The following is a 23,761-nucleotide window of genomic DNA, read 5'->3' as shown; positions in this document are numbered from 1 at the left end:
AATAATCTACATGAAAGGTTTTAGTTCAACGCAGTTAAAATATGCATTGGCCGTTGTTGCATTAGGTGCGTTATCAAGTTGCGGTAAACAAAGCAGTGACGAATATCTAAAGGAAGCGCAACAATATATTGCTGAAAATAATCCTGCTGCAGCCATTGTTGCCCTGAAAAATGCGGTGCAATTGGAGCCGAAGTCGGCTCAAGCTAGATTTGAACTTGGTCAACTGTATATACAACAGAAACAGTTTGAAAGTGCTGAAAAAGAGCTTAACCGTGCCTTAGAATATGGTTTTGAAGCATCCCAAGTATTGCCACTATTAACTCAAGCGTATCAACGTACAGGTGCCTATTCGGCGATCAGTAAATTAGAACACTCTGAAACAGGCTTAACATCGGTCGAGCGAGCTGAAATTGGCTATTTCAAAGTGGTGTCTTTGGCTAGATTAAATAAGCTAGACGATGCGCGTATTTTGATTGAAGAATTATCTGAATTAGAAACTGATTCTGTTTTTAAGGGATTAACATCATCATATTCGTTGGTGTTAGACCAAAAGTATGACGCAGCCGCTGTTGCAGTAGCAAAGCTACGTGAACAAGCTCCCCAAAATGCGGAAGTGTTGAAGTTGTTAGCGCAACTAAAATTGTCTCTTAATGCGCCTCAAGAAGCTGCCGAGATTTATAAAGACTATGTGCAGTATTATCCTGAGGACATACAAACAACCTTTGTTTTGGCGAAGTTATTGGTCGATATAGGTGATTTAACCGCAGCTGATCCATACTTAGATGAACTACTTCTAATAAATGATCAAAATCCTTTATTGAATCAATTAAAGGCCGCGACCTATGCTAATAAAGGTGACTACGCTAACGCCCTTAAGCGAGCGGAAATTGCCATAACTGCAAATGTTGAAGCGCCGTCTATTCGTTTGATTGCCGGTTATTCAGCTTACCAACTGCAAGATTTTGAAAGTGCCAACCGACATTTAACCTATATCGCGGCCTTGTTGCCAGATAATCATCCTGGACTAAGATTACTTGCCGCTAGCCAATTGCAATTAGGGCTAACTTCAGAAGTAGGAGATGTTTTAAATAGACTGGATACACTTTCTGACGAAGACGCGGCTTTGTTTTCCAAAGCCAGTTACGAACTGTTACGTGATGGTTTTGAGAAAGAAGCCAAAGTATTTATTGATAAGTCTTCAGATATTAGTCGGACCGCAGAAGACTTAACTCGTTTAGGGTTGTTACAACTTTCACTGAACAATCTTGATGGCATAGTCAACTTAGAAGAAGCCGTCAGTAAATCCCCAGAATTGGTCAGTGCCCAAACCACGCTAGCAAAAGCCTACATTGTGACTAAGCAATATGATAAAGCCTTGGAATTGGCAAATACTTGGAAAACCAACAGCCCAGAAGATGCAAAACCCTATTTGTTGTCGGGTGATGTGTATACTAGGCAACAGAAATTTGATGAAGCAAAAGTAGAGTTCGAAAAAGCCTTAACCCTCGATAAAACCAGTCCTTCACCTAAGTTAGCTATGGTTAATTTGGCTTTAGCTCAAAAAGATACCCAGCAGGTTAACTTGTTATTAGAGCAGTTGCTGATTGAGTTTCCGAATAACATCTCCGCTTTGGCAACGCATTATTTGGTCAGTAAGCAAGCTAATAATCAGTCCTTGGGAATACAAAAAATTCAAGCCGCTTTCAACCGTGATCCAGCCAATCTTGCTATACGATTATTGTTAGCTCGGGTCCAAGTTGTTGAGTCTAATTTCCAAAACGCGATTGATCTTTTGATTGAAGTAAAAAACCAAAAAGACTTACCTAAGGCTTATTGGAAAACATTAGGCCAAAGTTATATTAAAACCAATCAACTGCGCCCAGCGACTCAGCATTATGATGCCTGGTTGAAAAAAGAACCCAATGATAAAGACGCGATGGTTGGGAAATTATTGTTACTCGACAGCCAGAATGAGTTTGAAGAAGGCTCAAAATTAACTCAAGGGTTCCTTAACAATCGTGACGATGTACAAATGCAGTTATTGAATACTCATTTCTTGATTATGCAAGGGGAGTTTGCCGCGGCCCAAAAGGCCTATGATGGATTACCTGAAAACGTCCTAGCGCTGCCTATCGCTAAAGGTTTCTTAGCGCGTTTTCAATTAAATAATAAACAACCTGAGTTAGCCTTAGAGAACGCATTAATCGCTTATAATGCACTGCCTAATGTTAAAAATCTTATGTTGCTAGTCTTTACCTACGAAACCTTGCAGCAACCCAATAAAAGTATAGATTTACTTACTCAACATGTAGAAAAGCAACCTAAGGATTTAGCCGCAAAAATGTTGTTGGCAGAAAGGCAGATAGGCGGCGACTTATCCGGCGCTATGCAAACCTATGAAGTGGCATTGCAACAAAATCCAAATAATTATATTGCGAACAATAACTTAGCCTATTTACACTTACAAAACGACGACATCCAAAAAGCCAAGGGATTTGGGGAAAAGGCAGTTGAACTCAAACCCGATAATCCAGCTGCTTTGGATACTTTAGCGCAAATTTTGGTAGCGGAAAAAAATTATACAGAAGCCTTAAAGCTATATGACCGAGCAATAACCGATGAAATGCAAAATGAGGAAATTTATCTTAATTACGTTGAAGTCTTGTTATTAGCAGAAGAATCATTTTTAGCTAAGCGTAAACTGGGCCAAAGGGAAATGAAACAAGAAAAATCTATAATGAGAATCGCTAAACTAAAAGTGGATTATGGTTTAGAGTAACCTTCGAAAAATCGTAACGTTTTGTTTTGTTTGGTTCTTGGTTACTTAATTCAATCCTAAACTGAGCGAGTCATTGACTTATTTAAAGGCTACTTATGTAGCCTTTTTTATTTACTCACAAACAATCTTTATTATCTTGAGTGCCTGTATGAGGTGCCGTTATTTTAAGGCTCTATTTCTAAAGCATGCAAGCTAGTTGCTTATATTGCCTAAACTTTAAGAGAATAGACGTGCTTCACCTGCTTGGCGTCTTTTTGATTTTATGACTAACAATAATGTAATGAATCCAGGCAATGCTTGTACATATAGAATACTGATTTTAGCCGTAAGACCACCAAAAATACCGGCAATGGTAATACATATAAGTAGAAACATCTTGAGGCTCTGATTGCCGCTTATTAGAGCCCAAAGTAGCCCAAAGCCCAAAAAACCATTATATAAACCTTGGTTCATAGCCAGAACTTCAGAAGATTTTGCTACTTCTGCTGACATTGCAAATATTTTTTGACCAATAGGATGGTTCCAAAAAAACATCTCCAATACCATTATACCCATATGTAATAGGGCGACTAAAAAGGTCATAAACCCAGCTAAAAACTTCATTAATATTACCTTGGCTACTTTGTGACAGATGAATATTTCATAGTGTGGGAAATCGACTTCAGTTGCAAGGGTTGCAATTGATACACCAGTGTTAAATGACAGACAAGATAAAAACAAAAAAGCGCCAAAAAGGCGCTTTTAAAATTTTAACTTTAATAGTGGATTTATTTATTGCCTTTTTGACCCTTCATATAACGGAAGAAGTCACTGTCTGGCTCTACTACCAAAATATCTTGCTTGCTGCTAAAGCTTTTCTTATAAGCGTCCATACTACGTAAAAAACTATAAAACTCAGGATCTTTTGTGTAAGTCTCAGCATATATTTGTGCCGCTTGAGCATCACCCTCACCTTTAAGTTTCCGTAGGTTTCGTTCTGCATCGGCTAACATAACCGTTATTTTGGCATCGATATCCGCTTTAATAAACTCGGCTTTCTCTTTACCTTCAGAACGATGTTCTCTCGCTACCGCTTCACGCTCTGTGCGCATCCGCTGGAAAATGAAATTACGAACTTCTAGCGGTAAATTGATTTGTTTAACACGTACATCAACAATTTTTATACCTAATTCATCTGAACTTGTAGACGCTTGTTCCATTGCTTCGTCCATTAGTTCTGAACGTTCCCCAGAAACAATCTGCTGAATAGTACGAGTACCAAACTCAGAACGTAGTCCATTATTCACTTTTTGTTGTAAGAGTATTTCAGCGCTGGTTTTGATACCACCGGTCGCCAGATAGTACTTAGCAAAATCTTCGATTCTCCACTTAACATATAAGTCGACGATCAAATCTTTTTTCTCAGAAGTAACAAAACGATCAGGTACTTCATCTAAGGTTTGAATTCGGGCATCTAGGCTTACGACGCGGTCAAAAAACGGTAGTTTTAAGTGTAAACCTGGTTCGAAAACTTTGGTGTCACCTGTGTCGCTATCCCTTTGAACTTTACCAAACTGGATAACTATGGCTTTGTTGCCTTCTTCTACAACAAACAAAGAACCAAATACGAGTAGGCCTAAGGCCACAATAATTAGAGCAATAAAGTTTTTCATCGCTTAGTTTCTCCCACTACGAACGCCGCTACTGCGACTGCTTCTGGAATTGGTGTCAACCGCTTGGGTGTCGTTGTCTTGATTCCTCAATCCTTCTAAAGTACTTCTAATATTGGCGGGAATAGACGGACCTGATTGATTACTCAATATTTTTTCCAAAGGTAAATACATCATGTTGCCAGTGCCTTTTGTATCAACCAAAATTTTACTGGTATTACCATAAACCTCTTCCATAGATTCAATATATATTCTGCTTCGTGTCACTTCTGGTGCAGCTTTATATTGAGGCAACAATTCTTCAAAACGTGCTATTTCACCTTGCGCTTCTAATGTCACACGTTCTTTATATGCTTGTGCTTCTTGTGCCATGCGGTTAACTTGTCCACGGGCACGTGGCTCGATTTCACGAGAATACGCTTCAGCTTCGTTGATAAAACGTTGCTCATCTTCTTGTGCTGCAATGGCATCATCGAAAGCTTCTTTTACTTCCTCTGGTGGTCTTGCATCCTTGAAGTTCATATCCACAACAGATATACCCATATCGTATGACTCAATAATGCCAGTTAATTCATCACGCACCGCTTGCCTTGCCGCTTCACGACCACTGGTTAATACGTCATCCATTTTTGAATGACCTACAACATAACGAATCGCACTATCGAAAGCCTGACTTAAACTCTCTTCAGGGCTAGTCACAGCAAAACTGTATTTATAAGGTTCGAGGATACGGTACTGCACTTCCATCTCAACTCGTACAACGTTTTCATCTTCAGTTAACATTGAACCAGAGGACGGCATAGAACGGATCGTTTGTACATCTACAGGTTTGACAGTGTCTACGAAAGTAGGCTTCCAACGTAAACCAGGGTCAACAAAGTGGCTAAATTCGCCAAAACGTAACACTACGCCTCGCTCGGCTTCACGAATAGTGTAAAAACCACTAAACACCCAACCTATGACTAATATGCCAAAAATAACAGCCATGCCAATGCCACCAAGGCTTTTACCGCCTGATGAACCGCCACTGCTGCCACCACCAAACTTGCCAAATTTATTCATCAAGTTTTTGAATACCTCGTCTAAATCAGGTGGGCCTTGATCTCGGCCGCCCTTGTTTTTCCAAGGATCATTATTGTTTCCACCGGGCTCATTCCAAGCCATCATTTCTCTCCAACTAGTTAATTCAATAAATTAGGTCTAAGACCAATACGCGTTTTTTAAAGATTTTGATCTGTTATATTTTGCTAATGTTTCACTATATAGGACTCTAAATCAACGTCGATCCGTTTTATGAGTCTGTTCCAATCGCTTTGCTCCATTCGCACATCGACTAACCAATTACCATTTTCCGCATAATCTTGTGAAGCAATACAATTCATCTCAAAAAAAACGCCTCGCAAACTACTTTTCTGCGGCGGTATCGATAAGCTATGTTGTACCATGTTTTTTGATAAACACTCAGTAATTGCGTCGAGCAATAACTCAATTCCTTCACCTTGCTGGGCAGAGATCCAAACGCGAATTGGCATACCTGATTCATCACGATCTATTTTTGCACCTACACCTTCCATGCGGTCAATTTTGTTACATACTATTAATTGTTGAATATCGTCAGCTTCTATTTCTTCCAATACTTCATCTACTTGTCCAATATTCTCTCGAAACTGCTCGTCCGAATAATCAACTACGTGTAATAACAAGTTAGCTTGTTGGGTTTCCTGTAGAGTTGCTTTAAAAGCCGCTATAAGATCATGGGGGAGATGTCTGATAAAACCAACCGTATCAGCAAGAATTGCTGAGCCCACATCTTGTAACTGAATTTTTCGGAGCGTTGGATCTAAGGTCGCAAATAGCTGATCTGCTGCATACACCGCAGATTGTGTCATGGTATTAAACAGCGTTGATTTACCGGCGTTGGTATATCCAACTAATGAAACAGTTGGGATTTCGGCTCTGACCCTAGAGCGACGCCCTTGCTCTCGTTGTTTTTGTACTTTAGCAAGACGACGTAAAATCGCTTTGATTCTTTCTCTCAATAGCCGTCTGTCAGTTTCAAGCTGACTTTCACCTGGCCCACGTAGACCAATACCACCTTTTTGTTTATCTAGGTGAGTCCAGCCGCGAATTAATCGAGTACTGATATGACGAAGTTGCGCTAACTCTACTTGTAACTTTCCTTCGTGGGTACGAGCACGCTGAGCAAAGATGTCCAAAATTAAACCTGTGCGGTCGAGGACTCTACATTTACAGAGTTGTTCTAAATTTCGCTCTTGGGAAGGGGATAAACTATGGTTAAAAATAACCACATCAGCTTGTTGTGCTCTGACTACATTGGCAATTTCTTCAGCTTTGCCACTCCCGACAAAATAACGCGCCTGTGGTGCCTGTCGAGATCCTGTGACTACGTCTACAGCGTTTACGCCAGCAGACGACACCAGTAATTGTAATTCTAATAAATCTTCTTTGCTATTTTCATCAGCAAAATCAACATGTACTAAAACAGCTTGCTCACCTGCTGCATAACGGTCAAACAAGCCAATCTCCTAAAACCATCTAGTTTTCGTCTGCTTCCGTCTGACCAGCAGTAGGCATTGGAATAGCACGTGATGGAACAACGGTCGAGATTGCATGTTTATAAACCATTTGGCTTACAGTATTTTTGAGTAAAATAACAAATTGATCGAACGACTCTACTTGTCCTTGTAATTTAATACCGTTGACAAGGTAAATGGACACAGGAATACGCTCTTTTCGCAGCGCATTGAGGAACGGGTCTTGTAATGATTGCCCTTTTGCCATGATTTATCCTTTTTATTATTATAAATTTACCTTAGAGCAGGATTATACAGTAAAACAAATAGCTGTATAGACCGCCTTAGGATTGAAGTTGACTCAGTTTAATGACTTTCGACAGATTGTTAGTCGAAAACGTGTCTAAAGGGTTAATATTTTCCCATCCTCTTAACCAAGTCAACTGTCTTTTGGCCAACTGCCTAGTTGCTGCGATAGATTTTTCACGCATTTCGTTAAAATCGAAGTCTCCGTCTAAGTATTGCCACATTTGACGATAACCCACACACCTTATAGAGGGTAGGTTTAAATGTAGATCACTTCTACACTTTAATTTTTCTACTTCCGCCTGAAACCCTTTATCTACCATGGTTTCGAATCGCTGAGCAATACGTTGATGTAACACTTTACGATCCTCTGGGGCGATACAAAACTGCTTGATATTATAAGGTATGGGGTCGGACTTAGTCGCCATCAAGTCTGTCATTGAGCGATTTGTTAGAAGATAAACTTCTAAGGCTCTTATTAAACGCTGGGGATCATTAGGGTGAATACGTTTCGCTGAGGCTGGGTCGAATTGTGCCAATTGTTGATGTAATACATCCCAACCAGACGCTTCGGCTTGGGCTTCAATGGCTCGCCTTACATCTTGATCTGACTCAGGAAGAGGTGAAAGCCCATCAATCAGGGCTTTGTAATACATCATGGTGCCGCCTACCAATAATGGGATATTTCCTCTGGCGGTGATGTCTTGCATAGCTAAAAGTGCATCTTTTCTGAATTCTGACACTGAATAGCTCTGAGCGGGATCTAAAATATCAATTAACTTGTGGGGCGCCTTTTTTAACTCTTCCGCGCTGGGTTTAGCCGTGCCTATGTCCATGCCACGGTAGATTAATGCCGAATCGACGCTGATTATTTCACAGGGTAGGTTTTCGCAAAGTTCTATCGCGAGATCTGTTTTTCCAGACGCAGTAGGCCCCATCAAAAAAAGAGCCGGCGGTAAGGGTTGGGTGCAGTCACTCATAGGCATTTAGCCACTTATCTAATTCCACGGATTTGCCTATTTGAGCAACATCTCGTTTTAGGTTAGTTGTTGAACTAGCAAATTGTTGCCACAACTCCTGAATCTGACTAGGAGTGCGTTCTTCATTTGCAGTTATGCAAGTTAGCAAGTGCTTACGTACTTGCATGCTATCTGTATCTGAACATGCCAAAATTTGTTCTAAACATTCTATCCAACGAAATTGCCTTAATCCTGCGGGCACTTTTCGCAAAATAATTCTATTGGGCGTCCAACCTATCTCGACACTATTGTCTAGAAGTGGTTGGTAAAGGTTTTTAGCTTGTGTCAGTAATTCTGTTGTAGAGGTAATTGAAATTGGCATTAACAGTGGTTGACTAACGGGCATCGCTTCTGAGTAGAGGGAAGACATCACCCTAAGGTGTAATGTGTTTAGTTCAACTACATAAAATGTTAGCTCAACCTTAACTAAGATGTGGTTATCTGAAACGTGCAGCCACTGTCCGAGTTGGCCCAAAACGGGAGCAGAATGACTCGATTGAGTCGGAGTCATGAGTTGTTGGTAGTTTTTTGACGTTTGCTTAATGACTTGAGAAGCGTTTACTAAGTGCTCAGCTTTCCTTTTATCTACCAATGTATTTGTATAGTTAGAAGCTAGACCAGCAGATCCGCGATAGCCCGACCCCCCTTCATCCACTTTTGATTCAGAAGACTGCCTTTGCAAAGGTTGAATATAATCGTGTTTGGGTTCGGCTTGGTCCAATATATTGACCTCAGCATCCACCTGTTGCTGACCTTGTTGAAAATATTGATTCAAGGAGTCCGTTAATGCTCTGTAAATAAAATCATGCACTAACCTAGCTTGATGGAATCTAACTTCGTGTTTGGCTGGATGGACATTCACATCAACCTGATTTGGCTCAAGGGTCAAATACAATACATAGGCGGGATGTAAATCGGTACCTACAAGTCCTTCAAATGCTTGGCGAACTGCGTGATTAATCAACTTATCGCGCATCATTCGCCCATTGACGTAAAAATATTGGAATTCGCTTTGGGCCTTAGCTTGTTCTGGTTGCGCTAACCAGCCTTTCAACTCAAAATCTTGGTATTGACTGTTTAACGCTATGCTTTGCTCTGAAAATTCCTTACCACATATGGCTCCAAGTCGCTTTACTTCTGATCCTTGGGCCTTCACCGCCGGGTACTTTCGCAGTAATTTACCATTATGTTTTAGGCTAAAACTCACATCAAAACGGCTTAAGGCAATACGTCTAACTACTTCATCGATATGAGCAAACTCAGTTTTTTCGGTGCGTAAAAATTTGCGCCTTGCGGGCGTATTAAAAAACAAATCGACCACATCAACGCTAGTGCCATCTGGATGTGCCACCGGATTGAGTTGCACGTGCATATCCCGCCCTTCGCAATGGGCTTGCCACCCTTGGCTTTGGTCTTTGGGTTTAGAACTTAAGATTAAACGCGCCACTGAACTAATACTGGCTAAGGCTTCACCGCGAAAACCTAAACTACAAATGGCTTCTAAATCATCTAGCTTGGCTATTTTACTTGTGGCATGGCGACTTAATGCTAAGGCAAGTTCGTCGTGCACGATACCGCTACCATTGTCTCGGATCAAAATGCGTTTATGGCCACCTTTTTCTATATCTATTTCAATTGCAGTCGCCCCTGAATCCAAGCTGTTCTCTACTAACTCTTTGACAACAGAAGCGGGACGTTCAACCACTTCTCCAGCGGCAATTTGGTTGGCTAATCTAGCGGGAAGAATTTGAATCGGCAAAAGTTGACCTTGGAATAATTGTGTATAGTGTAGATTAGGTGCTAGGGATTGTCAGAACTTGACCGATACGCACCACATCAGTATTGAGATTATTGGCTTTTTTTAATGTACTGATACGCACATTGTAACGTTGCGCAAGCAAAGATAAAGATTCACCGCTGCGCACTCTATGGGTGCGTTTTTCTTGTTTCCATTTAGCCCACAACGAGCCATCAGGAGGTGACCCTTTGAAATGTTGTTTAAGCCCGTTAAATACTGACTGTGCCAACCTCTGTCTATAATCAGACCAATTTAGATTTTTCTCTTCTTGAGGGTTAGAGATAAATCCAGTCTCGACCAAAATTGACGGAATATCTGGAGACGTTAATACCGCAAGACTAGCTGCTTGGGGGATTTTTTTATGTAATTTTGTGACTTTGCTTAAATGTTTAATCATGTCACGACTTACATCGTAACTAGTGGTTAAGGAATAATCCATAGACATATCAAGAAAGGCCTCGGCTAAATAACGTTCGTTTGCCGTATCTTGAATAATCTCAGCGGCTCCGCCTAATAACTCTGAATGTCGTTCGGTGCGTTCCATCCAACGGCCTAGTTCAGTATTGGCTCTTTTCATAGACAAAACCCACACTGACGCGCCACTAGGTTGTGGTGTGGTAAATGCATCGGCGTGAATTGATACAAACATATCCGCTTTATGCTTTCTGGCAATTTGTGGGCGTTTGTTAGGTGAAATATAATAATCACCGGTACGTGTCATTATAGGTTTCATGCCTTTTTCTTTGGCAATCAATAATTCTAAACGTTTCGCTATTCCCAAAGTTACATTTTTTTCATAACTACCCGCTCGACCAATGGAACCTGGATCCTCACCGCCGTGCCCGGCGTCAATAACAATGATGATGTCTCTATCTGTAGTGGATTTCGAATTTAAAACAATTTGTGGTGCTGCAGAATCGGGATCATTTAGATCAATTACCAACCTGTCGCCATAGGGAGCGGTAGGGGGTAAAGCAAAGATATTTTTTTCGAGTGGTTTGGACAACTCAATCACAACTCGCACAGATTGTGGGTCCTTGGCTGTGCTGTAACGTACTTTTTTGACTAACTTACTGTCATTGAGCACTTTAGAAAAATCGAAGGTTTTGGGTGTGTTTTCTATGTCGATAACTAATCGTTGCGGATTTTTTAAGGTGAAATAGGTGTAGTTAGGTGTTTTTTCTAAATCGAAAACTAAACGTGTGGTATTTGGCGAAGGCCAAATACGTAACCCTTCAATGGTATTTTTAGCAAAACTTGCCGTGCTAAAAGCCATCAGTATAAAACTGATTAACAGTAGGTTAAGTTTTTTAAAGCAACACGTTTGCATTATTATTTTTCTAGTTTAATAGTCTAAGCAAATCCGAGCCTTTTGCAGATTTGGCCTGCATCGATAACGCGCGTCCTGTTTGCGTGTATTCAATACTAATGTGTAAATCCGCAGATGCCAAGAGGCCAGCGCCTTTGTCTGGCCATTCAATCAAACAAATACAGTCTGAATCAAAATAATCTCGAATGCCCATAAATTCTAATTCTTCAGGATCAGACAAACGGTATAAGTCAAAGTGAAACACCCGCCAGTCGCCTATTTCATAGGGTTCAACTAATGTATAAGTAGGGCTCTTGACCTTACCTTTATGTCCTAAACCTTGAATAAAACCTCGGCTAAAAGTGGTTTTACCTGCACCTAGATCACCTTCAAGATAGATCACCATACCTTGATTACAGTGCTCTGCTAATTTTCCTGCTAAAGCAACAGTGGCTTCTTCATCCATTAAGTCAAAATGTGTTGAAGGTAAATCCGCAAGGGGAGAAATCATTGAAATACTCATAATCCGTTAACAATGGCTCGTAAAGGTTGCAATAAATCTGAGGCAATCATACCACGTTGACCATATTGTATGGCAACTCTGTCTCCGGCTTCTGCATGAGCGCATACACCATAAACAGCAGCTTGTTGTGAGGTTAATCCTTGGGCTAAAAATGCGCCAATTACACCGGTTAATAAATCACCCATCCCCGCCGTTGCCATACCTGGGTTTCCCCCTTTACAAACCCAGCATTGTGCCTGTTGCTGTGCTTCATCTGTTTGAATGATAGAGCCAGCCCCTTTTAAAACACAAATTGCTTGATATTTTTGCGCGAGATGTTTGCTCGCCGAATATCTATCATTTTCAATTTGAGCAATGTTGCATGCCAATAAACGACTCGCCTCTCCCGGGTGTGGTGTGAGTACAAAGGCCGGTAATTGTGCCAAAGTATCCAGGAGTTCGGCATCATCCGACATCACTGCTAACAAATTTAGAGCGTCAGCATCAAAGACCATTGGCTTGGGGTGACGTTTAAGATGAGCCATTAATCGGGAAAATTGCTGATGCGCCCAATCATCTTGTCCTAACCCTGGCCCTATTACAATATGAGTACACCAACTCAATGCTGCTTCTAGGTCTTTGTTTACAATCATGATTTCAGGACGGTCAGAGGATATAGCTAAACAGCTTGATTCATGGCAAAAAACTTTGACTAATCCTACACCACAACGCAGAGCTGATTCGGCACTGAGGCGAATTGCACCAGCCATTCCTTGGTTACCACCAATACATAACAGTTTTCCGAAAGACCCTTTATTAGCATGTACTGATCTGGATTTTAAAGGTTGTAACATCTGCCAGTCGACCATTTGTGCTTTAACATTGGCAATACTAAAAAACTCCGTAGCAACCGCCAGGTCAGCAAAGTTAAGGGAACCACAATAGTCTTTACCCACACCGCTAACCAATCCAGGTTTGATTGCAACAAAAGTAATAGTCTCATCAGCTTTTACACATATAGGCAGTGCTTGCCCTGTATTAGCATGCATCCCAGAAGGTAAATCTATGCTCAATACAGGCACCAAAGCTTGATTGATTTTTTTGATAACAGCTTGAAAGATGGGGTTAACTTCGCCATTTACACCTGTGCCCAATAATGCATCTACAATCACGTCAAATTGTGTGTAATTTTGTTCAGAAAATTCTCGTGTTAGCCCCCCTATATTTTGCCATTCTGATTGCGCTTGTTTGGCATCACCCTGAAGTACTCGGTTAGGATCTTGGCATACAACCACAACCCCCATGTCCGCCTTTAAAGCCAATTTAGCTAACACGTAACCATCACCTGCATTATTGCCATTACCGGCAACCACTAAAATACGCTGTGCCTTAGGCCATTGCTTTGTTAACCTTTTAAACGCGGCATCGCCTGCTCGTTGCATTAATTCGAACATACTACATCCAGCCATCTGTGCAGCCCGAGGTTCCAACGCTTTGACTTGTTCTGAACTCACAATTTTATGTGCTAGAATCGCAGCTGCTTGCTCGGTTAACAGGTTTGTCAATGTCATCTCCTAACACTTCTGAATTATTGTCTCTGGCTGAAAATATCAAGGCTTGGGGCAAAGCGCTAGGTTTTCAGCAAGTAGGTATTTGTGATGTTGATTTAAAACAACATGAATCTCACCTGCAATCATGGCTGGAAAAAGGCTTTGGGGGAGAAATGCACTACATGTCGGAACACGGTATGAAAAGAGCTAGGCCAGCAGAGCTATTGCCCGGAACTATGCGGGTTATCAGTGTCAGAATGGATTATCTGCCTCCTGATGCAAAATTTGCTGAGACCTTAAAAAACAAACAGCAAGCCTATATTAGTCGTTATGCCCTTGGCCGCGATTATCACAAGTTGTTGCGAGCTCGTTTAAAAAAATTAGGCGAAAAAATAAAGACAGAATGCGCCGAACTAAATTTTCGTCCTTTTGTTGATTCAGCGCCAGTGCTCGAGCACGCTATTGCTGAAAAAGCCGGAATAGGATGGACAGGTAAGCACTCACTTACAATTAACAAAGAGGCGGGATCTTGGTTCTTTTTAGGTGAGTTATTTGTCGATATTCCTTTGCCTGTAGATAAGTCTTTGGCTGAAAATTGTGGTAGTTGCACGGCTTGTCTGACAATTTGTCCTACTCAAGCAATAGTAGAACCTTATGTGGTGGACGCTAGACGTTGTATTTCTTACCTGACCATAGAGCAAAAAGGCGCTATTCCAGAACAATACCGAGCTTTAATTGGTAATAGGGTTTACGGCTGTGATGATTGCCAACTGATTTGTCCTTGGAATCGCTACGCTAATATTACCGATGAGGCAGATTTTCACCCTAGACAAAAGTTGATGAGCCAAGAACTTATTGAGTTATTCACTTGGGATGAAGCAACATTTCTGAAAAATACTGAAGGTTCACCCATTAGGCGTATTGGGTTTGAACGCTGGCAACGCAATTTAGCCGTGGGTTTAGGTAACGCTGAGTATTCAGAAAGCATTGTCAATATTTTGCAGGCCGCCTTGTCCGAGGCATCAGACTTGGTTAAAGAACATATTCACTGGGCATTACAACAGCATCAAAACAAAACCATTCAAAAACCAACCAACCCTAGTCGCTTAACTCAAAGATTAGTCCGCAGTATCGAAAAGGGGTTAGTTCGGGACGCGTAGTTCGGGACTCGTAGTTCGGGACGCGTAGTCAGGAGTGCTTAGCTCGAAAAGTTTAGGTTTATCATGGCTTAATTACACATAATCTCGCACAATTCTGCGTACATCACCATGTGAACAAGCAATTCCTATATTTGTCTCTATATGGTCAGCGGGGTAACCATATAGACCAAAGCGATTGCCTTGACTATGGCTGATTATCACAGCAAAGTTTGGATGAAAATCAATGTCTGCGCGGAAAGGATCAATAACAGGTACTTTGTATCGACCAAAATGTAACAAACCTATTTGTCTACCATTTCGAAATATAATCTGATCAAATAATGGATTTTCAATGAGCGAATACACTGCAAATTTGGGGATTTGCACTGTGACACCTTGCCAGTCCATCTGAACTATTTGCAGCTCCTCGGCCAGTGACGATATTGATTTGGGTAATTCAAATGTTTTCATCATTTCCCCCAGAGATCTGCAATTACTGATTAAGGCCTATAAAACAAAGATAGAAGAAAACGACAAAAACCGTTAAAAATTAAGATAGTAATCCTTGCAAAGTACCCTATATTCTTTGGAATACTGGCTTAATTCATTGTAAATAATAAGTTTTTCAGAGGTTTTATTAGTTTGGATTCGACTAAATTCTAATAAGAGTCGAGTGACAGCAGAGGAGGGTTGAGGTTGTACTTGAAGTTCCCTGTTACAAAACAACCCAACTGACTCCGCATAGTTTGTAAATAGCTGCGCTATTTCCATCGGCAGCACACAACAAAATTTGCCGTCGGTCGTAAGAAGCGTGTTGACTGCTCGCAAAAGTGTAGGGTGATCTAACTCAATGGTTTGTCGAGCACTTACTCGATTTCTAGTCGAAAGAGTTTTATTGGCGCTAATATTAATCGGAAAATATGGCGGGTTACTGATAATTAAGTCATAAGCCATAGTACTAGAAAAACTATGTAAATCAATATTATGGAAGGCTAGTCGTTGCTCCCAGGGGGCATTTTTAGCATTGTTTTTCGCTTGTGAAATAGCCGCTGCATCTATATCTATACCGGCAATTAAACAAGTCTGCAGTGTTTTTTGCGCTAGCATAATTGCTAATAAACCGCTTCCTGTTCCAATATCCAATACACTTTGGGCATGCTTGCTTTGAATCCAACTGCCTAACATAATGCTGTCAGTACCCACTTTCATTGCACAAGCATCATCTTCGATAGAGAATTGTTTAAACTTAAAGCCCATTTTTAGAAAACCTGCAAACGGATCATCTGTGCCGCTACGTCTATAGCGTGAACAGGTTTGTATTTTCTTAGGTTACCAAATAGCAGCGGAGCCAAAAGCGGAGACAATATACTGGCAAGTTTTTCGGCGCGTCTCATTTCTTCACGTTCACCTAATAACAAGGACGGCCTAACTGCAGCAGCGTTATCTAAGCCTGACATACCCAAAATAGCGTTCTCTAATTCTCCTTTTACCCGCAAGTAAAAATTAGTACTTTTAGCGTTAGCCCCAACTGAAGAGATCCATACAAAACTCCCAGCGCGTTGCCCTCTCGAAAGTTGAGCCGCAATATGCACATACTCAAAATCCACTTTTCGAAATGCACTTTTATTGCCCGCTTTTTTAATGGTTGTACCTAAACACACAAAAATATGATCGCAACCAAAATAGCCTTGATAATCCTGTAAGTGTTCAAAATCAACCACAATAGGCTGTACCTTAGTTGCTTCTGCGGTGAAAAAATCTTTTGAAAGTGGTTTACGCAGCAAACAGGTGATTGTTTGGTAACGAGGATCTAGGCAAAGTTGCTCCACCAATGTTTTGCCCACTAACCCAGTAGCACCTAGGACCAAAGCCGTTTTTAACATCAAATACCTGCAATTATATCTGTTGGTAAGAAACCCGTACAATTCGGCTAAATGGACTTACCCTTAAAAAAATAATGCATCATATCCTAATTATTAATGATGAGAGTAAAGATATTAAATAGTTACAAGTAACAAATGAAAACAAGTTGAACCACAGAGGACACCGGGTGCCGCGCACCGAGCTCACAGAGTGTTTTATTGAGTGCATCTAACTTGATTGCTGTCATTGTTGTCTGAGTCAGATTTAGTATGTAATTAAAGCTGATTGTTCTCTCAGTGGCATTTACAGTGGTTGAAGACAAGAATGTCGAACGGCCATTTAAAAATTCTAGGTGTCAATTAAAGGCTAATGCCATTTTTAGGTATCTATTCGCTGAAGTACCACTTGTCTATTTCATCGGCAATATTCTTAGTATCAATAGATGTATTACTACACATAACTAAGTTCATAAATTGACTCTTTGGGTAGCGACGATACATGATTCGCGCCCCTAACCAACCTCCAGAGTGAGATACCAATGGTCCATTTTCATTCTTGGAAATAAACTGTCCATTTGCGTAAAAGGTATCAGCCTCACTTTCAGGGTTAACCGGAAGAGAACTGTTTGCTTGCATAAACTCTTGTATAAATGCTGTTGGATTTTCACCTAATTTTGGTGAATAAAACTGTGCATCCCACTTTTGCATATCCTTAATGTTGGTGTGTAATCCTCCATCTCCCACAACGAACAAATTTGTCATATCATTTATATAATTACCGTCTTCATCCTTTACATACCCGTAAGCTCTATTTTTAACTAGCTCTACAGCATTATCTGCAAAAAAAGTGTTATTCATATCAAGTGGTTTAAATATATATTTATCGGTATATTCTCGAAGTGTTAATCCGCTCACTTCTTCCACTAGAATGGCTAACATTACATAGCCCATATTGCTGTAACGCCATTCAGTGTCAGGTTTTATTACTAATGGTAGCTTTTTAACGACCTCATGAAATTCTGATACGCTTAAATAATCTTCATTGCCGACTCGAAATGGATGACCTGAAACCGCTTTTAAATTAAGTGCGCCTGCTTCTGCTTGAAAATCTTCGGGGTATCCGTATGTCGAGATCAAATCGTAATCCCCCATGCCAGCTGTATGCCCAATAATGCTATTTATCGAGACCTTAACGCCATAATCAGGTAAATTAGCAACGTAGGTTGAGATGTCTTTTTTTAGGTCTATCTTACCCTGATCAGCCAATAGACGAACTGCCATTGCAACAAATTGTTTAGAAACAGATGCCATTCGATGCACATTATTATTAGACATAGCGATATTTAATTCAGCGTTCGCCAATCCGTAACCTTTTTTGATCAAAGTATTTCCATTTTCAAAAACACCAACCGAACAACCCGGTTCATTAGCCGGTATTAGTGACTTAAGTTTACTGTCTAAGGTAATAATTTTAGGTGAATCAGCAAAGACATTCATGTGTTGTATTAAAAGAGGTAGAACAAAAACTAATCGAATGAAATTTTTCATGGGAGTGGTTTTCCTTAGTTTTTCGCTGAAGATAAATTCTACATTTATAATTTGCAAGTCTATATATCCAGTGTAAACCGCTTAAAATCAAAGTGGAGGGTTCAAATTTGATGGAATGTGAATAGAGTTAAGTAGGGGCATTGAATTGAATGCCCCTACTTACAGGTTTGAATTAATTCAGCAAATAACAATTGAATATCTGCAATTGGCTCTAAACAGTCTTTTCAAATCAACAAAGCTACTAAAACTAATTTTTCACTCTGTGATTAAGATTCTTTTGGGTATGTAGCTTTTGCTAGCCACTATTCACTCCCATCTAATTACTGCTATTAAGCAAACATGTGTGTCGCTAAGGTTTTTTGAATGCCTACAACCGTGTCTTTTTTGAGCTCTTTTTCGATTGGGTTATCTTGCCCAGAGATCCAGATTTTGAGTTCTGCGTCTAAATCAAAGTGCCCAGCCGTTTCAATTTTAAATTGCGTAATGGCGCGGTAAGGAATTGAATGATAATCGACTTTACGACCGGTTAAACCTTGTTTATCAATTAAAATAAGGCGTTTGTTAGTGAATACATACATATCTCTAACAACCTTAAAAACCTGCTGAATACTTTCGGTATCACCAATTATTGGTGCTAATTCCTCTGCGACTTCGTTAATATCAATTTCAGACGCGTTGCCGAGTAATGCATCAAGTAATCCCATTTTTACTTCCTTTTACTATTTAATCAGCAGTCAGCATAATTGTTGATGCGAAAATAGCAACTACAAGCTACCATCTGGCATCTATATTAAGCAGTAATGATTATTAATTTATGTCTAATGTGATCTTTTCCGATGTGCAAGCCGCCAAAAAACGTATCAGACCCTTTATCAACAACACGCCAGTGCTTGAATCTCAGTTATTAAATCGTTGGCTAGGTCATAAGATAATGTTCAAAGCGGAGTGTTTTCAAACAACAGGCGCGTTTAAACTTCGTGGTGCCTTAAACATGATGTTAAAGGCAAAAGAAGAAGGGCGACTTGGTAATCAAGTGGTTGCTAGTAGTTCGGGTAATCACGCCCAGGCGGTGGCCTACGCAGCAAACATTTTGGGTGTCAAAGCAACAATTTATAGTGGCCAAAATATTTCTAAAGTAAAAGCCGCCGCCACACAATATTACGGTGCGACGTTAGATTTAAGTGCAACTCGAAAGGAAGCGGACGAAAAGGTCGCTGAGGCGGCGAAAAAGGTTGGTGTGTTATGGATGCCACCATTTAACCACAGAGATATCATTGCCGGACAAGGCACTGCTGCTCTGGAAGCCCTTGAGAAAACGGGGGAGGTGAATGGTGTCTTTGCTCCTGTAGGTGGGGGCGGGTTGATCTCAGGCTCATTGATTAGCACGAGATATATGTATCCCAAGGCAAGTGTAATAGGAGTTGAACCGCTAGTTGCAAATGATGCTGCAGAATCGATACGTAGCGGTGTGATCCAGTCTTTGACAACACAACCTAATACTTTGGCTGATGGCGCTGCAACTTTACAAGTGGGCGAGGAAACTTTTGCGCATTTACAAGTTTTAGATGGTTTTTATGAAGTAGCTGAAACAAAAATTGCTTACTGGACTCAGTGGTTACAACATTTACTAAAGATCCATGTTGAACCAACTTGTGCTATGACCATGGCAGCAGTAGTCGAGTGGCTTAAGTTGCAGAACAGTGAACAGAAAGTGCTAGTAATTTTGTCTGGTGGCAATATCGACCAACAAAAAATGCTTAAAATATGGCAAGATGACCATTTGCAGCAAATACCTAGTTTGTTGATTTAACGCTCAAAACCTGATTTAGTGTGAGCGTAGGGATAATATGTATTTGGCAACGTGTTTTAAAAGGAACCTATTCATTGCGGATTTTTTCAGCATGTATCATTTTGAGCGTTTTGGCGATGCAAGCGCACTCCAGTTTTGCTCAAAAAAAGCTCTTAACTCAGGCTTCTTGTACCATTGTTTATTCTTTACAGCGTTCAGCCAATGAGTATTTAAATGATGAAATTAGCCAGCTTAAAGGACAAATAGAAAAACAAAACATCCACTTTATTGATCTAAATAACTGGGGCAAAACCCCGCCTCATTTAGATCTAAGTGGTCGGCTTCGCAATCAATTACGCCAGCAATATGATCTCCCTAGTAACATAAACCAAGCCATAGTTTTAAACAAAAATGGTAAGCTAATTAGTCGTTTTACTGGCTCTGTCACTTTAGTCAATGCCATGCTTGATTGCCCTTAGACATTATAAAAATTGACTGATAACTCAATGGAATGGTTAGTCCATTTACGAACAATTTACACTGCTCGTTTAGACGTTTTTAGGTTTAAATGTTTTACTTGCGGTACTCAAATTTAAAACCTAATAGAATTCACAATGTTATCAAAATACCAGCGTTTAGGTGCACTTAACCTCAGCTATTTGCTTATCCCACTTGCACTTACACTATCTGCATGTGGTGATACAGATTCAGTTAATACACCAACAGAGATTACACCAACAAATACGACTCCTGTCGCAAATGCAGGTATAGATCAGAATGTAACTGTGAATACCACAGTTACGCTTGATGGCTCATCAAGTACTGATGCCGATGGCGACACTTTAACTTTTACATGGGTGTTGACCGACTTGCCAACCGACAGCAATGCGAGCCTGCAAAATCAAACAGACGTAGAACCAAGTTTTACCGCCGATCTTGCTGGCAATTACACTCTATCCCTTACTGTCAATGATGGGACTATCACCAGTGCAGCTGACCAAGTAACAATTGTTGCAAGTAATAATAGTATCGATATTACTAACGTTTATTTTTCTAGCTTACAAGCCTCATGCACAGAATATACAGGCAGCTATTCCTCTAATGTTACAGATGTACTGCGCAATGTGGATTTTAAAGGGGATGTTGAAATCAGCCAGTCTGGGGGAACTTGTGTGATTTCATCAAATGACATACCTAATCACGATTTTAACGACCAGGGCACGTCCTTTGCCAATGATGTGAGTGAACAGAACAATACTTATATCATTGCTTCATCGCCACAGGTTGAAGCGCAAGTTACCCCTATTAGTTTAAATCTAGCCAACGCTGTATTTCTAAATGGTGCAACAGTCGATTTGCTTGCTGCCGCCTGTTATGACGTGGGTAATGAAGCACTTGGCAACGAAAAAATAGGCTGTGGCCAAGATCAAATCGATAATCCTTGGCGTTATGATCCTATGTCTTCACTTAATACTTTTGGAACCGATAGCCACAATGCCCATGCGCAACCTGATGGCACCTATCATTATCACGGTAACCCGCTTGCAATGTTTGAGCAAGATTGTGATCTTCAAGCAGCCGCTTCACCTGTGATTGGTTTTGCGGCAGACGGTTTTCCTATATATGGCAGTTGTTTCACCGATCCTATTTCTAACTCTGTAAAAAAAGCCGAGTCAAGTTTTGTGTTGCGAAACAATGGTGGAGTGCGAGTAGACGTTAGTGGTTACACAACACCAGTAGCAGGGCAAGGCGTAGTTGCCAGTAACAATTATGATGGTCAATTTATCGGTGATTTTGAATATGTTGCGGGCAGTGGAGATTTAGATGAATGTAACGGTATGACAGTAAATGGACAATATGGTTATTACGTTACAGATAGTTACCCTTGGATATTGGCTTGTTATAAAGGTCAAGTGAATGATTCCTTCACTAAAACGGGTGCTGCATTAAAGAATCGTATGCACGGTCATGGAGATTTAGTGCATTCACATTAAAAATACGGTTCAAAAAGTTTAACAACCTCCGGCACAGTCGGAGGTTTATTTGATAAGAAGCTTAATACTCCAAACATCAACTCTCGGTTAAGTTTATCCAATATTTATTGATGACAAGTATGCTCTTTCACCATGTCCTCACCCAGTAATGCTGTTTAAACTGAATTTCCTCCGGTCCATAAAATTTTCTTATTGTATATTTTTATTGCCAATCTATTAATTTCTTGTGACTGGTATTAATTAGGTTAACCAAGCTTTTGTTGCATCAATGGAAAATCTAAGGCAAGTTAAATTAAATAACATAAGGATCTGCTCATGCAACATTTATTAGCTTTTGCACTACTTTTTTTCAGTGCCTTTATTTTGGCTGCTCCAAGCCATATCAGTAACGTCAAAGGTTATACACTGGATAATTCAGGCGAACTCATTCGTTTCTCAAATATAGTGTTTGATGGCGGAAAAGTACTTGCTATAGGCGGCGAAGAACTCAGTCAACGCTTTGCCAGCGCAACTCAAATTGATGGTCAAAACAAAGTGATGTTACCCGGTCTCATCGACGCACACGGTCATGTTATGGGACTTGGTGAAGGTTTATTACAAGTAGATTTACGAGAAAGCAAATCGGCGCTAGATGCTGCAAAAATGGTGCAGACCTATGCCAAAAACCAACAAGATTTACCTTGGATAACTGGCCGGGGTTGGAATCAGGTACTTTGGCCGGGTAAAGCGTTTCCCACTGCTAATTTGTTAGATGAATATGTTAAAAACAAACCCGTGATGTTGTCACGAGTGGATGGCCATGCAAGTTGGGTTAACACTAAAGCCCTTGAAATAGCGGGTATAACCAAAGACACACTTGATCCCCCAGGTGGAAAAATTGTGCGTGACAAACAAGGTAACCCTACTGGTATCCTGATTGATAACGCCGAAAGTCTTTTATATAAGCATTTGCCTAAAACCTCTGATGCGACCTTAACTGCACAGTTAAATGCTGCTGGCGAGCAACTGTTATCTGAAGGCATAACCAGTGTCCATGATGCTGGTATCGGTAAATTGGTATATGACTATTATAAAAAACGCGTAGCACAGCACTCAATGCCGGTGCGCATTTACCCTATGATTGCTGCAACCTCACCTGTCTTGAGGCAATTGCTTGAAACTGGCCATGTGCAAGACCAATACGATTGGTTATCCATCAGAAGTGTTAAAGCCTACGGAGATGGGGCTTTGGGCAGCCGCGGTGCGGCGTTATTAAAACCCTACTCTGACGCCCCAGATAACAGTGGTTTGTTGGTGACACGAGAAAATGACTTAAAACCACTATTCGACTTGGTTTTAGGCCAAGGATTCCAATTAAACTTTCACGCTATAGGTGACAGAGCGAACCGCTTGGCATTAGACCAATTTTCTGAAAGTTTTAAGCAAGTGGGGGGGATGTCACTGCGCAATCGTGTTGAACATGCACAAGTCATCAATGTTGACGATATTCCGCGCTTCAAAACGTTGAACATCATTCCCGCCATGCAGCCAACTCATGCTACTAGTGATATGAATATGGCTGAAGATAGGGTAGGTGCAGATAGGTTAAAAGGGGCCTATGCTTGGCAAACGTTTTTAAAACAAGGCTCGCCTGTGGCTTTTGGTTCTGACTTTCCGGTCGAGTTGTCTAACCCATTTTTTGGTTTGCACGCTGCTGTTACCAGGCAAGATCGTAACAACTCACCTGACAAAGGTTGGATACCTAGCGAAGCAGTCACAGTGAAACAAGCTTTTCGCGGTTTTACTTTGGATGCCGCCTACGCAGCTCATCAAGAGAAAATATTGGGTGGATTAACTGCAGGCAAGTGGGCAGATTTTATTTTGATAGATCAAGATATTTTCGCCATTTCACCGCAAGATATATGGAAAACCCAAGTGCTGGAAACTTGGATTGCTGGTGAAAAACGTTTTACTAAAGCACCCTAATTCGAATCAGTAATACTT

General features: G+C 40.7%; 21 protein-coding genes. 6 read left to right on the top strand and 15 right to left on the bottom strand.

The genetic code is table 11. From position 1 onward, the window contains the following. The first annotated feature begins 10 nt into the window (after nt 1-10). Nucleotides 11-2,779, top strand: coding sequence for an XrtA/PEP-CTERM system TPR-repeat protein PrsT (gene prsT / locus AAC000_RS01375; protein ID WP_339719424.1), 2,769 nt, complete (start codon nt 11-13; stop codon nt 2,777-2,779). Between the two features lie 216 nt (nt 2,780-2,995). Here prsT and AAC000_RS01370 read toward each other — a convergent pair whose 3' ends face one another. The 10 genes from AAC000_RS01370 to AAC000_RS01325 all read right to left on the bottom strand — a co-directional run bounded on the left by AAC000_RS01370 (nt 2,996) and on the right by AAC000_RS01325 (nt 13,467). After that, the gene (locus AAC000_RS01370; protein WP_339719422.1) at nt 2,996-3,382 is read right to left on the bottom strand and encodes a DUF1304 domain-containing protein; all 387 of its coding nucleotides are present in this window, start codon (nt 3,380-3,382) and stop codon (nt 2,996-2,998) included. A gap of 164 nt (nt 3,383-3,546) precedes the next feature. Then, nucleotides 3,547-4,431: a protease modulator HflC gene (hflC, locus tag AAC000_RS01365; protein WP_339719420.1), complete on the bottom strand. Its 885-nt coding sequence runs from the start codon at nt 4,429-4,431 to the stop codon at nt 3,547-3,549. A 3-nt stretch (nt 4,432-4,434) separates the two neighbouring features. Further along, on the bottom strand, nt 4,435-5,592 hold the full coding sequence (hflK, locus tag AAC000_RS01360; RefSeq protein ID WP_339719810.1) for an FtsH protease activity modulator HflK: 1,158 nt from the start codon (nt 5,590-5,592) through the stop codon (nt 4,435-4,437). A gap of 83 nt (nt 5,593-5,675) precedes the next feature. Beyond that, nucleotides 5,676-6,965: a ribosome rescue GTPase HflX gene (hflX, locus tag AAC000_RS01355; RefSeq protein ID WP_339719418.1), complete on the bottom strand. Its 1,290-nt coding sequence runs from the start codon at nt 6,963-6,965 to the stop codon at nt 5,676-5,678. Nucleotides 6,966-6,984: 19 nt separating this feature from the next. Further along, nucleotides 6,985-7,230 carry an RNA chaperone Hfq gene (gene hfq, locus AAC000_RS01350; RefSeq protein WP_215930929.1) on the bottom strand — a complete coding sequence of 82 codons (246 nt, stop codon included), beginning with the start codon at nt 7,228-7,230 and terminating at the stop codon, nt 6,985-6,987. A gap of 76 nt (nt 7,231-7,306) precedes the next feature. Next, nucleotides 7,307-8,248, bottom strand: a complete 942-nt coding sequence (gene miaA, locus AAC000_RS01345) for a tRNA (adenosine(37)-N6)-dimethylallyltransferase MiaA (RefSeq protein ID WP_339719412.1) — start codon at nt 8,246-8,248, stop codon at nt 7,307-7,309. Then, on the bottom strand, nt 8,241-10,046 hold the full coding sequence (gene mutL / locus AAC000_RS01340; RefSeq protein ID WP_339719410.1) for a DNA mismatch repair endonuclease MutL: 1,806 nt from the start codon (nt 10,044-10,046) through the stop codon (nt 8,241-8,243). The genes miaA and mutL overlap by 8 nt, the downstream gene beginning before the upstream one ends. Nucleotides 10,047-10,080: 34 nt before the next feature. Beyond that, a complete protein-coding gene (locus tag AAC000_RS01335; protein ID WP_339719408.1) occupies nt 10,081-11,415 on the bottom strand; it encodes an N-acetylmuramoyl-L-alanine amidase in 1,335 nt (444 codons plus the stop codon). A gap of 10 nt (nt 11,416-11,425) precedes the next feature. Then, nucleotides 11,426-11,917, bottom strand: a complete 492-nt coding sequence (gene tsaE / locus AAC000_RS01330; protein ID WP_339719405.1) for a tRNA (adenosine(37)-N6)-threonylcarbamoyltransferase complex ATPase subunit type 1 TsaE — start codon at nt 11,915-11,917, stop codon at nt 11,426-11,428. Continuing rightward, complete coding sequence (locus AAC000_RS01325) at nt 11,914-13,467, bottom strand: NAD(P)H-hydrate dehydratase (RefSeq protein WP_339719404.1); 1,554 nt, start codon at nt 13,465-13,467, stop codon at nt 11,914-11,916. Before AAC000_RS01325 ends, tsaE begins: the two co-directional genes overlap by 4 nt. Between AAC000_RS01325 and queG the strand changes: the two genes are divergently transcribed. Then, the gene (queG, locus tag AAC000_RS01320) at nt 13,461-14,606 is read left to right on the top strand and encodes a tRNA epoxyqueuosine(34) reductase QueG (RefSeq protein ID WP_339719403.1); all 1,146 of its coding nucleotides are present in this window, start codon (nt 13,461-13,463) and stop codon (nt 14,604-14,606) included. The genes AAC000_RS01325 and queG overlap by 7 nt on opposite strands. A gap of 72 nt (nt 14,607-14,678) precedes the next feature. On the opposite strand, the gene AAC000_RS01315 is transcribed toward queG, so the two are convergent. From AAC000_RS01315 to AAC000_RS01295, 5 genes are all read right to left on the bottom strand, one after another. Continuing rightward, complete coding sequence (locus tag AAC000_RS01315; protein WP_339719401.1) at nt 14,679-15,056, bottom strand: hypothetical protein; 378 nt, start codon at nt 15,054-15,056, stop codon at nt 14,679-14,681. Nucleotides 15,057-15,128: 72 nt separating this feature from the next. Beyond that, nucleotides 15,129-15,842 carry a methyltransferase gene (locus AAC000_RS01310; protein WP_339719399.1) on the bottom strand — a complete coding sequence of 238 codons (714 nt, stop codon included), beginning with the start codon at nt 15,840-15,842 and terminating at the stop codon, nt 15,129-15,131. Between the two features lie 2 nt (nt 15,843-15,844). Next, nucleotides 15,845-16,468 (bottom strand): NAD(P)H-binding protein, encoded by a 624-nt coding sequence (locus AAC000_RS01305; RefSeq protein ID WP_339719398.1) that lies wholly within the window; start codon nt 16,466-16,468, stop codon nt 15,845-15,847. A 366-nt stretch (nt 16,469-16,834) separates the two neighbouring features. Then, nucleotides 16,835-17,995, bottom strand: coding sequence for a serine hydrolase domain-containing protein (locus tag AAC000_RS01300; protein ID WP_339719396.1), 1,161 nt, complete (start codon nt 17,993-17,995; stop codon nt 16,835-16,837). Nucleotides 17,996-18,324: 329 nt separating this feature from the next. Then, on the bottom strand, nt 18,325-18,699 hold the full coding sequence (locus tag AAC000_RS01295) for a PH domain-containing protein (protein ID WP_339719395.1): 375 nt from the start codon (nt 18,697-18,699) through the stop codon (nt 18,325-18,327). Nucleotides 18,700-18,809: 110 nt separating this feature from the next. Between AAC000_RS01295 and AAC000_RS01290 the strand changes: the two genes are divergently transcribed. The 4 genes from AAC000_RS01290 (at nt 18,810) to AAC000_RS01275 (ending at nt 23,743) form a co-directional block, all read left to right on the top strand. Then, nucleotides 18,810-19,805 (top strand): serine/threonine dehydratase, encoded by a 996-nt coding sequence (locus AAC000_RS01290; RefSeq protein WP_339719394.1) that lies wholly within the window; start codon nt 18,810-18,812, stop codon nt 19,803-19,805. 74 nt (nt 19,806-19,879) lie between these two features. Next, nucleotides 19,880-20,263: a hypothetical protein gene (locus AAC000_RS01285; protein ID WP_339719392.1), complete on the top strand. Its 384-nt coding sequence runs from the start codon at nt 19,880-19,882 to the stop codon at nt 20,261-20,263. Between the two features lie 135 nt (nt 20,264-20,398). Further along, on the top strand, nt 20,399-21,778 hold the full coding sequence (locus tag AAC000_RS01280; RefSeq protein ID WP_339719390.1) for a YHYH protein: 1,380 nt from the start codon (nt 20,399-20,401) through the stop codon (nt 21,776-21,778). Between the two features lie 315 nt (nt 21,779-22,093). After that, on the top strand, nt 22,094-23,743 hold the full coding sequence (locus AAC000_RS01275; RefSeq protein WP_339719388.1) for an amidohydrolase: 1,650 nt from the start codon (nt 22,094-22,096) through the stop codon (nt 23,741-23,743). Nucleotides 23,744-23,761: the final 18 nt, after the last annotated feature.

The organism is uncultured Paraglaciecola sp., from assembly GCF_963977085.1.
GTDB lineage: Bacteria > Pseudomonadota > Gammaproteobacteria > Enterobacterales > Alteromonadaceae > Paraglaciecola.
The sequence above is the reverse complement of the archived record's forward strand: the minus strand, read 5'-3'. Positions and strand labels throughout refer to the sequence as shown.